Source organism: Flavobacterium sp. 83, assembly GCF_000744835.1.
Taxonomy (GTDB): domain Bacteria; phylum Bacteroidota; class Bacteroidia; order Flavobacteriales; family Flavobacteriaceae; genus Flavobacterium.
In genome coordinates this window covers 277,486-293,400 of record NZ_JQMS01000001.1, presented here as the reverse complement: position 1 = coordinate 293,400, position 15,915 = coordinate 277,486, and the positions used below count along the sequence as shown (strand labels likewise).

Annotated in this window: 14 protein-coding genes; 13 read left to right on the top strand and 1 reads right to left on the bottom strand. The window is 33.0% G+C overall.

The genetic code is table 11. From position 1 onward, the window contains the following. The 6 genes from rfbB to T410_RS01315 all read left to right on the top strand — a co-directional run bounded on the left by rfbB (position 1) and on the right by T410_RS01315 (position 7,008). On the top strand, positions 1 to 1,047 hold the full coding sequence (gene rfbB / locus T410_RS01340; protein ID WP_035667995.1) for a dTDP-glucose 4,6-dehydratase: 1,047 nt from the start codon (positions 1 to 3) through the stop codon (positions 1,045 to 1,047). A 118-nt stretch (positions 1,048 to 1,165) separates the two neighbouring features. Next, positions 1,166 to 2,035 (top strand): glucose-1-phosphate thymidylyltransferase RfbA, encoded by an 870-nt coding sequence (gene rfbA / locus T410_RS01335; protein WP_035667992.1) that lies wholly within the window; start codon positions 1,166 to 1,168, stop codon positions 2,033 to 2,035. Positions 2,036 to 2,075: 40 nt separating this feature from the next. Then, complete coding sequence (locus tag T410_RS01330; RefSeq protein ID WP_035667990.1) at positions 2,076 to 3,032, top strand: UDP-GlcNAc--UDP-phosphate GlcNAc-1-phosphate transferase; 957 nt, start codon at positions 2,076 to 2,078, stop codon at positions 3,030 to 3,032. A 41-nt stretch (positions 3,033 to 3,073) separates the two neighbouring features. Then, the gene (locus T410_RS01325; RefSeq protein ID WP_035667988.1) at positions 3,074 to 3,646 is read left to right on the top strand and encodes a sugar transferase; all 573 of its coding nucleotides are present in this window, start codon (positions 3,074 to 3,076) and stop codon (positions 3,644 to 3,646) included. Between the two features lie 87 nt (positions 3,647 to 3,733). Further along, a complete protein-coding gene (locus T410_RS01320; RefSeq protein ID WP_035667987.1) occupies positions 3,734 to 4,870 on the top strand; it encodes a DegT/DnrJ/EryC1/StrS aminotransferase family protein in 1,137 nt (378 codons plus the stop codon). Positions 4,871 to 5,040: 170 nt separating this feature from the next. After that, positions 5,041 to 7,008 (top strand): nucleoside-diphosphate sugar epimerase/dehydratase, encoded by a 1,968-nt coding sequence (locus T410_RS01315; protein WP_035667985.1) that lies wholly within the window; start codon positions 5,041 to 5,043, stop codon positions 7,006 to 7,008. Between the two features lie 1,098 nt (positions 7,009 to 8,106). Here the strand turns inward: T410_RS01315 and T410_RS01310 are convergent. After that, complete coding sequence (locus T410_RS01310; protein WP_035667983.1) at positions 8,107 to 8,844, bottom strand: tyrosine-protein phosphatase; 738 nt, start codon at positions 8,842 to 8,844, stop codon at positions 8,107 to 8,109. A 596-nt stretch (positions 8,845 to 9,440) separates the two neighbouring features. On the opposite strand from T410_RS01310, the gene T410_RS01305 reads away from it, so the two are divergent. The 7 genes from T410_RS01305 (at position 9,441) to T410_RS01275 (ending at position 15,822) form a co-directional block, all read left to right on the top strand. Beyond that, on the top strand, positions 9,441 to 10,310 hold the full coding sequence (locus T410_RS01305; RefSeq protein ID WP_035667981.1) for an ABC transporter permease: 870 nt from the start codon (positions 9,441 to 9,443) through the stop codon (positions 10,308 to 10,310). A 163-nt stretch (positions 10,311 to 10,473) separates the two neighbouring features. Further along, a complete protein-coding gene (locus T410_RS01300) occupies positions 10,474 to 10,824 on the top strand; it encodes a four helix bundle protein (protein WP_035667979.1) in 351 nt (116 codons plus the stop codon). Positions 10,825 to 11,018: 194 nt separating this feature from the next. Further along, positions 11,019 to 12,275, top strand: coding sequence for an ABC transporter ATP-binding protein (locus T410_RS01295; RefSeq protein ID WP_035667977.1), 1,257 nt, complete (start codon positions 11,019 to 11,021; stop codon positions 12,273 to 12,275). Continuing rightward, positions 12,272 to 13,123, top strand: a complete 852-nt coding sequence (locus T410_RS01290) for a hypothetical protein (RefSeq protein WP_035667976.1) — start codon at positions 12,272 to 12,274, stop codon at positions 13,121 to 13,123. Before T410_RS01295 ends, T410_RS01290 begins: the two co-directional genes overlap by 4 nt. A gap of 23 nt (positions 13,124 to 13,146) precedes the next feature. Next, entirely contained in the window at positions 13,147 to 14,007 is an 861-nt protein-coding gene (locus T410_RS01285; RefSeq protein WP_035667974.1) for a glycosyltransferase family 2 protein, read from the top strand. A gap of 31 nt (positions 14,008 to 14,038) precedes the next feature. Further along, positions 14,039 to 14,881 carry a glycosyltransferase family A protein gene (locus tag T410_RS01280; RefSeq protein WP_035667972.1) on the top strand — a complete coding sequence of 281 codons (843 nt, stop codon included), beginning with the start codon at positions 14,039 to 14,041 and terminating at the stop codon, positions 14,879 to 14,881. Next, complete coding sequence (locus tag T410_RS01275) at positions 14,881 to 15,822, top strand: glycosyltransferase family 2 protein (RefSeq protein ID WP_035667970.1); 942 nt, start codon at positions 14,881 to 14,883, stop codon at positions 15,820 to 15,822. The genes T410_RS01280 and T410_RS01275 overlap by 1 nt, the downstream gene beginning before the upstream one ends. The last annotated feature ends 93 nt before the right edge of the window (positions 15,823 to 15,915 follow it).

Here is a 15,915-nt window from a genome sequence, read left to right as displayed (position 1 = left end):
ATGAAAAAAATCTTAATCACAGGTGGTGCCGGTTTTATTGGCTCTCACGTAGTACGACTTTTCGTTAATAAATATCCTCAGTATCAAATTTTTAATCTCGACGCGCTGACTTATGCAGGGAATCTTGAAAATATTGTTGATATTGAAAAAGAACCAAATTATACTTTTGTAAAAGGAGATATCGTTGATGCCTCGTTTATCGATCAGTTATTTGCGGAGCATCAATTTGATGGCGTTTTGCATCTCGCTGCTGAATCCCATGTGGATCGTTCTATCACGGATCCATTATCTTTTGTCAAAACAAATGTTATTGGAACCATGAATTTGTTGAATGCAGCTAAGGCTACTTGGCAAGGGAATTATGAAGGAAAACGTTTTTACCACATTAGCACTGATGAGGTTTATGGTAGCTTAGGTGCCGAAGGGTTATTTACTGAGACTACTGCTTATGATCCTAATTCTCCTTATTCAGCTTCTAAAGCCAGCTCAGATCATTTTGTCAGAGCGTATGGTGAAACCTATGGTTTGCCTTATGTGTTAACCAATTGTTCTAATAATTACGGACCTTTTCATTTTCCTGAAAAATTGATTCCTCTGTTTATAAATAACATCATTTTAAACAAGCCTTTGCCTGTTTATGGAGATGGGAAATACACTCGGGATTGGCTTTTTGTGGAAGACCATGCTGTAGCTATTGATTTGGTTTTTCACGAAGGAAAGAACCATGATACGTATAATATTGGTGGTTTTAATGAATGGCAAAATATAGATTTGGTTAAATTGCTTTGCAAAATAATGGATGAGAAATTAGGAAGAGCTGCTGGAACATCAGAGCAATTGATTGCTTATGTAAAAGACCGTCCCGGACATGATTTGCGCTATGCCATTGATGCTTCTAAGATAAATAAAGAGTTAGGATGGAAACCGTCGGTGACTTTTGAGCAAGGCTTAGAACGAACAGTAAATTGGTACTTAGAAAACCAGACTTGGTTGAATAATATTACTTCTGGAGAATATGCAACGTATTACGAAAAACAATATAGTTAGTCGAAAGATAGTAAGCCTAAAAATATGAAATCGCCTTTAAATAGAAGTTTGCGTGAGTAGACGCCAACAAATAAAAAGCGATATTATAAATGAATAATAAAAAATAAATTTAACATTTATGAAAGGAATTATATTAGCAGGTGGTTCAGGAACTCGTTTACATCCACTTACATTAGCAATGAGTAAACAAATGATGCCGGTTTATGACAAGCCTATGATTTATTACCCATTATCTACTTTGATGACTGCGGGTATAAATGAAATATTAATTATTTCAACGCCTCATGATTTGCCTAATTTCAAAAAATTATTAGGAGATGGTTCGTCCATTGGCTGTCAATTTAGTTATGCGGAGCAAGCCTTGCCTAATGGGTTGGCACAAGCCTTTGTAATAGGAGAAGAGTTTATAGGAAACGATAGTGTGGCGTTGGTTTTGGGAGATAATATTTTCTTTGGGTCCAATATGGATGAGCTATTGCAATCGAATACTAATCCTCAAGGGGGTGTCGTGTTTGCCTACCATGTTTCTGATCCGGAACGCTACGGTGTTGTTGAATTTGATGCTGATTTTAAAGCACTTTCTATTGAGGAAAAACCATTGGAACCCAAATCAAATTATGCCGTACCAGGTTTGTATTTTTACGATAATTCAGTCGTGGAAATTGCCAAAAACATCAAACCAAGTGCTCGAGGCGAATATGAAATTACAGATGTTAATAAGATATATTTAGAAAAAGGAGCCTTAAAAGTGGGAATTTTAAGTAGAGGAACGGCTTGGCTGGACACGGGTACATTTAATAGTTTGATGCAGGCAGGACAGTTTGTTCAGGTTATTGAAGAACGTCAAGGATTGAAGGTAGGGTGTATTGAAGAAATAGCTTGGAGACAAGGTTTCATTACTGAGCAACAGTTAAAAGAGCTGGCTGAACCTTTGAAAAAATCGGGTTATGGTGAGTATCTTTTAGAATTATTAAAACATAAGTTGTAAATAATTAATGTTAAGGTTAGCGTTTACTATATTTTAAAATATGATATATATTGCATTAATTGTTTTATTGGTTGTGATTGAGCTTGTTTATTTCAAAATTGCAGATAAATACAATATCATAGACAAACCCAATTCCAGATCTTCGCATACTACTGTAACTTTACGAGGGGGCGGAATTATTTTCCCAATAGCAGTTAGTATTGCTTTTTTCTTGGGATATGTTTCCTGGCCGATAAGTCTTGCTGTAGTTTTGGTAGCTGTGGTTAGTTTTATTGATGATATTAAACCATTGTCTCAATTGCCTCGATTTGTGTCACATGTTTTGGCTGTTGGGTTAGTTTTTTATGATTTACACTTGTTTTATGAACCTTTGTGGCTACTTCCTGTTGTATTTGTATTACTGATTGGTTGGGTTAATGCTTTTAATTTCATGGATGGGATTAATGGGATCACCGTTTTATATGCACTAGTGGCTATAGTTAGTTTTTCTTTTTTACCCGCTAATGAATCGAGTTTGCCATTATTGATTATAATGGGATTGTCTTGTTTTGTTTTTGGACTATTCAATATTCGAAAAAAAGCTAAAACCTTTGCTGGTGATGTAGGCAGTATTAGCATGGCACTTTTTTTAGGTTATTTTATGATAAAAACGATTATTGATTCCGGACAATTTGGGTATATTCTTTTCTTTTCTGTTTATGGTATCGATGCTATTATTACCATCATTAACAGATTATTAAAAAAAGAAAATATTTTTCAGCCGCATCGTTCCCATTTGTACCAATATTTAGCTAACGAAATAGGCTATTCCCATATTCTAGTGGCTTTTATTTACGCAGGATTTCAACTAATTATAAATTCGCTTGTTGTTTATGTAGCTAGTATAGGGTATTTAAATGTATCTTTTATAGTGGGACTTTTGTTAGTATTGACTCTTATTTATCTTTTTATTCGAAAGGGTGTTATACGTAAAATGGCCTTAAAAAACATTGTTTAATTTAGTTAGGATTACATTTTCAGTAATACCTATTTGCAAGTATGGCAAAACGTTTTTTTGATAGTATTATCGCTATTTTTATTCTCCTTTTGTTTTTATGGATGATACTTTTTGCATGGCTATTAGCGGTTATTGATACAAAAACTAATGGAATCTTTGTTCAAGAGCGAATAGGTCAATATGGGGAAATATTTAAAATATATAAACTCCGTACCATTCCGATTGACACTTCTACTGGAGGTTCTATTTCTAAAATAGGAAGAATGCTCCGAAAGTATAAACTCGATGAATTGCCTCAGCTTTTTAATGTGTTGAAAGGGGAGATGAGTCTGGTAGGACCCAGACCTGATTTACCCGGGTATTATGATTTGTTAGAAGGAGAAAATAGGAAGTTATTGGAATTAAAACCTGGATTAACCTGTTTAGCATCCTTAAAATATTCGAACGAAGAATCTATATTGATACAGCAGGAATTTCCGCTGCTTTACAATGACCAAATAATTTTTCCGGATAAGGTACAACTGAATTTAGACTATTACTACTGCCGAAGTTTTTTTGGGGATGTTGCAATTATAGTAAAGACTGCCTGGTTTATTTTTTTTAGAAAAGGATAGTCTAATTAACAGCATATCGAAACTTAATTCTGGAGGCTTTTGATTAATTTTGCCTAGTACATTTTCCTTATTTTTATTTTTTATTCGATGCAAAAAAAAATTTGGCTTTCCGCACCTCACATGGGAGGGAGTGAGCAACGGTACATACAGGAAGCATTTGATTCGAATTGGATTGCTCCGGTTGGCGCTAACATTGCTAATTTTGAACAAGATTTAGAAATTTATTTGGGTGCTGGCCATGTTGCAGCTTTAAATTCAGGGACGGCGGCTATTCATTTAGGATTGATACTTTTGGGTGTTCAGGCGGGTGATACGGTAATTTGTCAGAGTATGACTTTTGTGGCTTCAGTAAACCCTATTCTATATCAAGGGGCAACCCCTATTTTTATCGATAGTGAGCCCGAAACCTGGAATTTATGCCCTATCGCTTTAGAAGAAGCTATTGTAGCGAGCATTGGTAAAGGGAAAAAACCAAAAGCGATAGTGGCCGTTCATTTATATGGAGTTCCCTATAAAATTGATGAAGTACGAAATATAGCCAAGAAATATTCGATTCCTATTCTTGAAGATAGTGCTGAGGCATTAGGAAGTAGTTATAGAGGTCAAAAATGTGGAACTTTTGGCGACGTAGGTATTTTTTCTTTTAATGGGAGTAAGATTGTCACAACATCAGGAGGTGGTGCAGTTGTGACACATTCGGGGAAATTAAAAGAGAAAGCCATTTTTTTAGCTACACAAGCAAAAGATGATGCTCCGTATTACCAGCATAGCGAAATCGGATATAATTATAGATTGAGTAATATTTGTGCAGGAATTGGCCGGGGACAAATGGAAGTTTTGGAAAATCATATTGTTTTAAGAAGGAAGATGCATGCCTTTTATGTTGCATTATTTAATGATATAGAAGGAGTAACCGTTTTTACGGTTCCTAATTCGAATTATTTTGCTAATTATTGGTTAACCACGATTTTAGTCAATCCTTTGGAAACGAATGGAATTACCAATGAGGATTTAAGATTGGCATTTCAAGAAGAAAATATTGAGTCCAGACCGTTATGGAAACCCATGCATTTGCAACCTGTTTTTCATAACTATCCGTATTATGGTGCTACAATGGCTGAAACGCTTTTTAATAAAGGACTTTGTTTACCATCCAGTTCTAATCTAACTGAAGAGGATTGTATAGCGATTGCATCAGTTGTTTTGAAATTATTTAAAAAGTAAAAAAATCAGAACTAAATTATATATAAATTTTTGTAATTTAGATTGGCTAAAATTTTCTGTTTTTATCTTGTTTGTAGTTGAATTGGTTTGATTACTTTTCTTTTTCCAAATTATTTAGTGGTATTTTTGTTTAGTTGAAATGCTATAATCTTATAAAAAAAATATAAATTTTGAGTACTACTAAAAACTCTAGTTCCCCATCTGTAATTTCAAATTTTTTTTCAAGAGAAAATTTGAAATTCAGTATTCATAACTTAAGCTATCTTCCTAGGTGGATTATTATTTTGATGGATTTTTCTGTTTTAGTCCTGTCATTTTTTTTTACTATTCTAATATTTAAAGGGACTGGATTAGACTATATTGTTACCCCGCATACGATACGATTTATAGCGGGTTTCTTTAGTGTTAATGTTTTCTTTTTCTGGTTATTTAGGACTTATTCAGGAATTATTAGGCATTCCTCTTATATTGATGCTGTAAAGCTTTTGTTTTCTCAAATGGCGGTGCTCATTATATTTCTTTTTTTTAATTTTTCGTATGAACTGCTGTATGGACAGAAAGCTTTTTTAAATACGGCTATTTTTATCAATATTGTATTGTCTTTTTGTGGATTGTTTTTATATCGTGTTATCATAAAACAGACTTTTGAACTTTATTTTTCAGATCAGGGTACAAATAAATTAATAAGAACCATTATTTATGGTACTGATGCCAATGCCATATCAGTTGCTAATGCTTTGAAAGTTGAAACCCCTTCCCGTTTTAAAATTGTAGGTTTTGTAGATAAAAACAACCAAAATGCCACCAAACGGATGTTGGATTTGCCTATTCTGGTTAAAAAGAAAAAATTGCCGCCATTAATGCGTTCTGTCAATGCGCAAGCTGTTATTATAGCGGATAAGAGTTTGTCAAAGGAGGAACGATTAATTATAGTAGATCAATGTTTAGAATTTAACTACACGGTATATACGGTGCCTTTAATTTCGGATTGGGAAAATCAAAAAGAAATTTCACAAAAAGTAAAAAGCATTCAAATTGAGGATTTGCTGGAAAGAAAACCTATTATTTTGGATAGTAAATTAATTTCTAAACAATTAAAAGACAAGACTATATTGATTACTGGTGCTGCAGGATCTATTGGTAGTGAAATTGTACGTCAGGTTTTAACGTTTAATCCTAAAAAGGTCGTTATTTTAGACCAAGCAGAAACACCATTGCATCATATGTGTCTGGAGATGAAAATCTTGGAATCTGTTTCGCAAATTCATACTGTCATTGCTGATGTGAGAAATAAAGAGGCCATGAATAATGTTTTTATGCTGTATCAACCGCAAGTAGTTTTTCATGCAGCAGCTTATAAACATGTTCCCTTAATGGAGGATAATCCTTCGCAGGCCATTCTGACCAATATAGAAGGGACTAAAAACCTTGCAGATCTTTCCTGTTTTTATAATGTCAAAAAATTTGTGATGGTGTCTACTGATAAAGCCGTAAATCCCAGTAATGTAATGGGTGCCAGTAAACGAATAGCCGAAAAATACGTGCAGTCGCTGCAATTTAAAAATACAAATACCATAACAAAAAATACGACCAAATTTATTACCACTCGTTTTGGAAATGTTTTAGGTTCGAATGGGTCTGTAGTACCTTTGTTTACTAAGCAAATTGCGGCTGGAGGCCCCGTTACTATTACACATCCAGATATTATCAGGTATTTCATGACCATACCTGAAGCGTGTCAATTAGTTTTGGAAGCTGGTGCTATGGGTAATGGTGGGGAGATCTATATTTTTGATATGGGAAAACCGGTTAAAATTATTGATTTGGCCAAAAAGATGATTAAGTTGGCAGGTTTTATCCCGGATAAGGAAATTAAAATAAAGATTGTTGGATTAAGACCAGGAGAAAAATTATATGAAGAACTGCTTAATGATAGTTCAAAAACGTTGCCTACGCACCATGATAAAATTATGATTTCAGAAGAGGTTTTAGATGAATTTGAAGTATTAAATGCAGATATTAATGAACTAATAGGGATTGCTAATAGCTTTGACAGTGATGCTATTGTATCTAAAATGAAAAAAATAGTGCCTGAGTTTAAAAGTATGAATTCAACGTTTGAGTTGTTAGACAAGTAATAATTTCTTTATAACTGTTACTAAAAAAAGTCTGCAAAATAAGTCTGTCCCCGTCACTTCGAGTGTTTTGACTTGTATGAATTCCTTTGAAAGTAAAAGTTTGTTAGTCAAAATGGTTCTCGATACGATTTTATAAAACCGCTATCGCTACTTTATAAAATCACTCGAACTGACGAGCGTGAAGTCGATACGATTTTAAAAAAAATACGGTTACTAGTTTGCGGCAACGTCACTTCGAGTGTTTTGACTTGCATGAATTCCTTTGAAAGTAAAAGTTTGTTAGTCAAAATGGTTCTCGATACGATTTTATAAAACCGCTATCGCTACTTTATAAAATCACTCGAACTGACGAGCGTGAAGTCGATACGATTTTAAAAAAAATACGGTTACTAGTTTGCGGCAACGTCACTTCGAGTGTTTTGACTTGCATGAATTCCTTTGAAAGTAAAAGTTTGTTAAGTCAAAATGTATCGAGAAGTATCGGGGTACAAAATGGTTCTCGATACAATTTTATAAAACCGCTGTCGCTACTTTATAAAATCACTTGAACTGACGAGCGTGAAGTCGATACGATTTTAAAAAAAAAAATACGGTTACTAGTTTGCGGCAACGTCACTTCGAGTGTTTTGACTTGCATGAATTCCTTTGAAAGTAAAAGTTTGTTAAGTCAAAATGTATCGAGAAGTATCGGGGTACAAAATGGTTCTCGATACAATTTTATAAAACTGCTGTCGCTACTTTATAAAATCACTCGAACTGACGAGCGTGAAGTCGATACGATTTAAAAAAAAAATACGGTTACTAGTTTGCGGCAACGTCACTTCGAGTGTTTTGACTTGCATGAATTCCTTTGAAAGTAAAAGTTTGTTAAGTCAAAATGTATCGAGAAGTATCGGGGTACAAAATGGTTCTCGATACAATTTTATAAAACTGCTGTCGCTACTTTATAAAATCACTCGAACTGACGAGAGTGAAGTCGATATAATTTTATAAAGCCGCTATAGTTACTTTATAAAATCACTCGAACGGGCACTTCGATAAAAACTCAGGGCAGTCTAATGCAGTTTTTATAAGTATTATTTTTGAAAAAACGGATTGTTAAAACTTGAAAAATTGATTGTTGGCGATTATTTCTTTTAGAGGCGCTGTATCTTTTATCTTTATTTTTTGATCAAAGGAAGCAATGTGGTTGTTATGATGCACATCTGAACCTACATAATCATACATTCCTTTTTGTAGCAGTTGTTCCGCTATTTTAGATATTTCACTACCATAATAACCTACAATTGATAATAAATTCAATTGAAACAAACAACCCGCTCTTTTTAGTTTTACATACTCGTTAAAATTGTTATGGTAAAATAAATAGCGTTCTGGGTGAGCTAAAACAGGAATGTAGCCAGCAACTTGTAAGTCAAAAAGTATGGAATACAATTGAATAGGGGGATTTATATAGGACATTTCAACTAATACATAATTGTCTTTCAGTGTCAATAAATCATGAGATTGAAAAAGACGTACAAATTGATCGTCCATCAGGTATTCAGCTGCGGCTTTAAAGGGAACGGTGATTTGCTGTTCTTTTAGTTCGGATACCGTTGTTTTTGTATTAGATAGAATTTGGTCATGCGTATTGTTCCAAACATGCTGAATAATATGCGGAGTAGTTATAAACGCTGAAACTCCGAATCCTTGAAGCGCTTTGGTTAGTCTTAACGTATCCTCAAAAGTTTGGGCGCCATCATCAATGCCAGGCAAAAGATGGGAGTGAATGTCGATGTGGTTGTCCGGAATCAGATCCTTAAGTACGGGTTTTGATTTGAATAGTGTAAACATAATGCAAAGGTAAAGAAAAGTAATTAGTATTCAATATTATGTATTCTGTGCGGAGTATTCTGTTTTGCTGATTGGTCTATAAAGCGGTGTTGTTTTTTTAAATTTAGAATGTATTTATAGAAAAAATTGCTATTTATACAATCACACGCACTGATTCTTCAATATAAATAAGGGTGATGGCTATTGAGGGTTAAAGCTAAAATTAGGTAGGTAAGCTTGATGTGTATTAAAGTTGTTGTTAAATTGTAAATTATTGTTATTATTTATAAAGGAATAGTATATTCGCTGAAAAATTACTCTATTGGCAATAGGCTTTCCTTTAATACTGTTAGTTAGAGCAGCGGAGCGTATCCAAAAGTTTCGTTTTTGTTATGCTATTATTATGTGTTAATTAAATAGACGATATAACCACCAAAAAAAATACAATATGATGCCTTTTTTAAGGCAATACCATGTGCAAATTATTTATATTTGCCTCTTAGTGATGCCTTTTTATATATAAATAAGAGAAGTTTTTCTACTCTTATGAATGCGCTAGTGATGACATATTTAATAAACTGAAACTAAAACTAAAACTAGGTTTTTAACATAAACTAATGAACCATACCGAACATACAAATACCACTTGGCTGTTTGAAATAACGCCTAAAAACAAATTCTTCTCGCTGAACCTCAAGGAGGTTTGGCAATACCGAGATTTACTGATGCTTTTTGTAAAACGGGATGTAGTCACGGTTTATAAGCAAACCGTTTTGGGACCTCTTTGGTATTTGATTCAACCTTTGTTTACTTCAGTAACTTTCACAATTGTTTTTAATAATCTAGCCGGGATAAGTACAGGTGCAGTACCTTCTTTCTTATTTAATTTAGCTAGTATAACGGTTTGGAATTACTTTACAACTTGTCTTAACGGCACTTCAAATACGTTTGGGAATAATGCTGGGATTTTTGGTAAAGTTTATTTTCCACGCATTATTGCACCTTTGACCGTTGTTATTTCTAACTTGATTAAGTTTGTCATTCAACTGTTGATTTTTTTAGCTTTTTTTATCTATTATTATTCTAAAGAAGCTGCTATTTATTTTACTGGTGCTACCGTATTTTTTCCATTTATTATTGTATTAATGGGAATATTAGGCTTAGGCTTGGGGATGATTATTTCTGCTTTGGTTACTAAATATAGAGATTTAACGTATTTAATAGGTTTTGGAGTACAGTTATTGATGTATGTTTCTGCTGTAGTGTATCCTATGAATTTAATCCAAGAGAAAATGCCGGATTATGCTTGGATTGTCAAATACAATCCATTGGCATACTGTATTGAAACAACACGTTATATGCTGCTAGGTATAGGGGAATTGCCTGTGTGGGGAATGATTTATACTGTTGTAATTACGATTGTTATTTTTTTTATTGGGATTCTATTATTCAATCGTACGGAGAAAAGTTTTATTGATACGGTTTAGAGAATAGTGAGAAGTGAGAAGTGAGAAGTGAGAAGTGAGAAGTGAGAAGTGAGAAGTGAGAAGTGAAAAGTGAAAAGTGAATAGTGAGAAGTGAAAAGATTAGTTTATTTTGACAACCAATCTACTCACAATTCACGATTCACCACTCACAAAAAAATAGGATATGAACCATAAAGATTTGGATGTTTGGAAGTTGAGTATGGATTTAGTAGTTAAAGTCTATCAAATTACAAAGCTGTTTCCTGACACTGAGAAGTACGGTTTAACGAGTCAAATGAGAAGGGCAGCTGTTTCGATTCCATCAAATATTGCCGAAGGAGCAGCGCGAAAAGGCGATAAGGAGTTCATACAGTTTCTGTATATTTCCATTGGGTCACTTTCAGAGTTAGAAACTCAATATTTAATTGCGATGCGATTAGAATTTATTACAAAAGAGCATGCTTTTGAATTGCAACTTATGGAGGTTAAGAAACTTTTGATTGGATTTAAGAATTATTTAAATAAAAAATTATGAGATGTGAGAAGTGAAGAGTGAAGAGTGAAGAGTGAGAAGTGAGTGGTGAGGAGTTAGGAATAAGATGAAATATTCCTTTGCAGAATAAAAAAAAGAGAATAGTATACAGCTAAAAAACGAGTAAAGTGTAACGGAATTGTAAATAGTAAGAAGTTTTTCTCTATTCACCATTCCCTATTCACTTCTCACGAATTATGAAAGACATTATATTAAAAGCCGAAAACATTTCTAAGCAATACCGACTGGGGCAAGTGGGTACGGGAACGTTAACCCATGACTTGAACCGTTGGTGGCACCAGATACGCGGGAAAGAAGATCCGTATTTAAAAATTGGCGATACGAATGACCGTACTACAAAAGCAACGAGTGATTATGTTTGGGCTTTGCAGGACATTAATTTTGAAGTAGAACGTGGTGAAGTAATAGGAATTATTGGTAAAAATGGAGCAGGGAAATCTACTTTATTAAAGATTTTATCACGCGTTACAGCACCTACTACCGGAAGTATCAAGTTTGGTGGTCGAGTAGCTTCTTTGCTTGAAGTGGGAACCGGATTTAACGGTGAAATGACCGGTCGAGAAAATATTTACCTGAATGGCGCTATTTTGGGAATGACCAAAAAAGAAATCACGACTAAACTAGATGAAATTATTGAGTTCTCAGGATGTGAACGCTATATTGATACACCTGTAAAACGCTATAGCAGCGGTATGTATGTGCGTTTGGCTTTTGCTGTTGCGGCATTTCTAGAGCCTGAAATTTTGATTATCGATGAGGTTTTGGCTGTAGGTGACGCTGAATTCCAGAAGAAAGCGATTGGTAAAATGCAGGATATTTCCCGTAGTGGTGGACGAACGGTTTTGTTTGTGAGTCATAATATGGCGGCTGTGAAGCAGCTGTGTACAAGGGGGATTGTGATGGAGCATGGGAAGATTGTACTAGTCGGAGGTATTGATGAAGTAGTTGATTTCTATATAAATGATTCTAATTCGGAAACAGTTAATATCAAAGATTTGATTTGTAAAGAAAACTCTAACATAGAAATTGATTCAATTAAAATCAATGATTCAGATAAAAATAATTTAATTATAAATTCGGATAAAAACGAGTTAATAATTAATATACAAGGAGAATTAAAAGAAGATATCTCGTTTGATATTGAAGCTAGATTTTATGATGCCCTAAATAATCCAATAGCTTTTTTTAGTCCCGGTCATTACAGTGGCAGAACGGAAATGTTTTTAAAAGGAAAGTTTTCTATAGAAAGAAAAATCGTTTTACCAACTTCAATTAATAAAGGTAAATTATTTATGTCTTTATTTCTTACTATGCCAGGTAAAGAAGTTTATTTAGAACTTAATCCAAATATAATAGTAGAATTTGAAGGGTTTAAAATGAATACTGGATGGGTTTTTGAAATGGAAAAAGCTGGTTTAATTTTTTTAAAATGAAAATATATTTTATTACATATGGAAGCGGTAAATTTAAATATTCAGCTAAAAGAATTTCCAATGAAGCAAAATCATTGGCTCTTTTTAATGATGTAAAGGTTTTTTCTAAAAAAGATATTCCTCTCAATATTAGCTCATCACCATTGTTTTATTCTAAAGAAGTTGGATTTTGGTTATGGAAACCTTATCTTATAGATAAATTATTTAAAGAAATAAATGAGGGTGATATTATTGTGTATTCAGATGCGGGTAATGAATTGTTAAATTCTAATCAATGGAAAGAATATTTTAATCTATTAAAAAATTATGATTCAATCTTTTTTCAATATCGAGAGAATTTTGATTACGGTTGGAATAAATTTAATTCTGAATATAATGATAGCCCCAAACTTAAATTTTGGACAAAAAAAATTACAGTAGATCATTTTAGAAATCTTTTTTTATCGGATGATGAATGGTTAGAAAAAAGTAAAATCTTGGCTGGATTAATTTTTATAAAAAAAAATAAGAATTCTCAAGATTTAATAAAAGAATGGTTGAGTAATATGCTTTTCTTTCCTCAAATTGTGTGTGATTTATTTGAAAATGAGAAAATAAATCAGATTGAAGGTTTCTCACAACACCGTCATGATCAAAGTGTTTTGTCCGCATTAGTTCGTTATTATCAAAAATTTAATAAGATTCTGATTTTAGACGAAGAATTTGAGACATACAATAAAAACCAGATTGTAAAAACTTCAAGAAGGGTAGATTTAAGAAAATCTCGTTTTGATATACTCCGGAGAATAAAGAATCTAATTAAGTTTGATTTTAAAAAAATAGTCAAAAAAAACTCTAAAATAAAGTAAAATACTTTTTCGTAATATTTATCGTGAATAAGAAACTTTCCATCATCACTATCAATTACAACAATCTCGAGGGATTGAAACGTACCATAGATAGTGTCTTTCATCAAACTTGGCAAGAGTTTGAGTACCTAGTTATTGATGGTGGTTCTATCGATGGTAGTGCAGAATATATCGAAAGTAAAAGTGAGCATCTTAATTATTGGGTAAGTGAGCCAGACCAAGGGGTTTATTATGCTATGAATAAAGGTATAGAAAAGGCATTAGGGACTTATTTACTCTTCTTAAATAGTGGTGATGTGTTATATAATGACAATGTGTTATTGGCAACAAAAAAGTCATTACTCTTAGATATGGATATTGTATATGGTGATTTGTGGATTGTAGGTGAACAAGGTAAAGGGTTTAGATATCGCTATCCTGATTTTATTGATTTTCCTTTTCTCAAGCAAACATCCTTAGGACATCCGTCTACTTTTATAAAAAAAGAATTATTCTATACCTATGGATTGTACAGAACAGATCTAAAAATAGTTTCAGATTGGGCTTTTTTTGTTAAAGTATTTTGTAGACATAAAGTTTCTCACTGTAAGATCGATCACAATATAGCTACTTTTTATGAGGGAGGTTTGTCAACTTCTACATTTTATCATCAACAGCATATTGAAGAACGTAAAAAAGTACTAATAGAAATGTTTGATCTTTATGATGCCTCTTTTGAGGAATTTATAATGAAATTTGAACAACAAAAGGAACTTGTTAATCATCTAGATCAAGGCATAGAAATACTTGTAACCAATAAGCAACTATTGAAAATTCTAAACAGTATTATTAGAGTATTCGGACTTGTTTTAAAGATAAAGAGGTCTTCAATTTTTTGTTTTTAGTGGTACATTTTATTTAGTTAAAATTATATTTATGACTGTATCTGCAATAATCCCATGTTTTAACGCTGAAACCACAATTGAAAGAGCCATAGTAAGTGTGGTATCCCAAACTATTCCAGTGTTTGAGATTATTGTTGTAAATGATGGATCTACAGATACTTCTGGAAGACTTTTAGAGGGTTTAAAATTGAATTATCCGCAACTTAAAGTAATACATCAAGAAAATAAAGGGGTGTCTTATGCTAGAAATATTGCCATAGAAGCAGCGTTGGGTAATTATATTCTTACATTAGATGCCGATGATTATTTTGATCCTTCTTTTGTGGAGAAGGCATTAATTAAATTTTCAGAAGACGCATCTTATGGTGGTATTATGTGTGGTTATGTACGGATCCTTAAAGAAAAGAAAGTGAAACCTTATATTCCACCAATGGTATCTCTCTCGTCTTGTTTAGTAAACAACGGCGTGATTTCTTGTTTGCTATTTAAAAAAGAAGTTCTGCTTACAGTGGGAGCATACGATAACGCTATGAGTAAAGGGTACGAGGATTGGGATCTTAACATCCGAATATTAAAATTGGGTTACACTTTTGGAGTAGTAAAGGAGGTATTGTTTAATTATTCAGATATCAAGGGGTCAAGAACAACTATTGCTACAAAGTATGACTTGGAGTTAAAATTGCAGATCTATGATAAATACAAAGATGATTATAGAGATAATGCAAGATATATTTACAAAGAATTAGTGCAACAAAATAATAACCTTAAGCAGGAAAAACAAAAAGTATTAGATAGTACGTCTTTTAAAATAGGGCATCGAATTGTATCAAGTTTGAGCTTTGTGTTAAAAATACTTAAATTCAAATCTACATAATGAGTAAATTAGTTTCAATTATTATTGCTACCTATAACAGAGCAGCTTATATAGAGCATACAATCAATACTATTGCATCCCAAACGTATCAAAATTTTGAATGTATTATTATAGACGACGGTTCGACAGATAATACTGCGGCTATAGTTAATCCGATACTAAGTTCCGATGGCAGATTTAATTATATAGTTCGTCCCAATACTATAAAAAAGGGGGCAAACTATTCAAGAAATTATGGGTTTTCCCTCTCAAAAGGAGAGTATATTAAATTTTTTGATAGTGATGATGTTATGTTGCCAACTCATTTAGAGGATTGTGTTTCTGCGCTTGAGCAAGGTAATTATGATTTTGTAGTGGCAGACTGTATCAATTTTGATGGAAGAAATTTTTTAGAGCGACCATATGAGATAGATAGATTAAACTCCACATTAAGTGCGATGCATTTTGCCCAATGGAAAACAGCTTGGATTACTAATGATCTGTTGGTAAAACGCCACTTTGCAAATCAATTAGAATTTAGAGGTGGTATTCGAGATCAAGCGAGTGAGTATCAGTATAATATAAAATTATTGCTGCTTACAGATAATGGTTTTTTGATTCCTAAAATACTAACGCATAGACTTATACATGATGATGGCTTCGTGGTAAAAGCAAAAAAAGATAAATTGTATTTTGATACGATGAACGCAGAACTATACTATGTAACCACATTATATATTAAAGATTTGGCTTCAAAACCTCTGTTGAAATGGTTGCTTTCAAGCCACGTCATGCTTACGTTCAAGATATCGATTCAACAAAAATGGCCAGAGTACATTTTGGGAGCTACCTTATTACTTTTAAGGGTAAATGGATTAAAGGGGCTTGTATATCCACTAATTATACTTTTAGGAGTATTAACAAAAAGAGGGTATAAATTTGCTAAATACGTAAGAGATTGATTAGAGAGAATGTTGTATCGCAGGTTTAAGGACTTGCACAATATCAATATATGAAAGCCTACTAGATTAAAAATAACTTTATAATTTTACCTA

What these genes read in the sequence shown, in the direction of transcription:
- T410_RS01280 (WP_035667972.1), top strand. Translation starts at nt 14,039, where the DNA reads ATGACTGTATCTGCAATAATCCCATGTTTTAACGCTGAAACCACAATT.
- T410_RS01275 (WP_035667970.1), top strand. Translation starts at nt 14,881, where the DNA reads ATGAGTAAATTAGTTTCAATTATTATTGCTACCTATAACAGAGCAGCT.
- T410_RS01310 (WP_035667983.1), bottom strand. Translation starts at nt 8,844, where the DNA reads ATGTTTACACTATTCAAATCAAAACCCGTACTTAAGGATCTGATTCCG.
- T410_RS01325 (WP_035667988.1), top strand. Translation starts at nt 3,074, where the DNA reads ATGGCAAAACGTTTTTTTGATAGTATTATCGCTATTTTTATTCTCCTT.
- T410_RS01295 (WP_035667977.1), top strand. Translation starts at nt 11,019, where the DNA reads ATGAAAGACATTATATTAAAAGCCGAAAACATTTCTAAGCAATACCGA.
- rfbB (WP_035667995.1), top strand. Translation starts at nt 1, where the DNA reads ATGAAAAAAATCTTAATCACAGGTGGTGCCGGTTTTATTGGCTCTCAC.
- T410_RS01320 (WP_035667987.1), top strand. Translation starts at nt 3,734, where the DNA reads ATGCAAAAAAAAATTTGGCTTTCCGCACCTCACATGGGAGGGAGTGAG.
- rfbA (WP_035667992.1), top strand. Translation starts at nt 1,166, where the DNA reads ATGAAAGGAATTATATTAGCAGGTGGTTCAGGAACTCGTTTACATCCA.
- T410_RS01330 (WP_035667990.1), top strand. Translation starts at nt 2,076, where the DNA reads ATGATATATATTGCATTAATTGTTTTATTGGTTGTGATTGAGCTTGTT.
- T410_RS01300 (WP_035667979.1), top strand. Translation starts at nt 10,474, where the DNA reads ATGAACCATAAAGATTTGGATGTTTGGAAGTTGAGTATGGATTTAGTA.
- T410_RS01290 (WP_035667976.1), top strand. Translation starts at nt 12,272, where the DNA reads ATGAAAATATATTTTATTACATATGGAAGCGGTAAATTTAAATATTCA.
- T410_RS01305 (WP_035667981.1), top strand. Translation starts at nt 9,441, where the DNA reads ATGAACCATACCGAACATACAAATACCACTTGGCTGTTTGAAATAACG.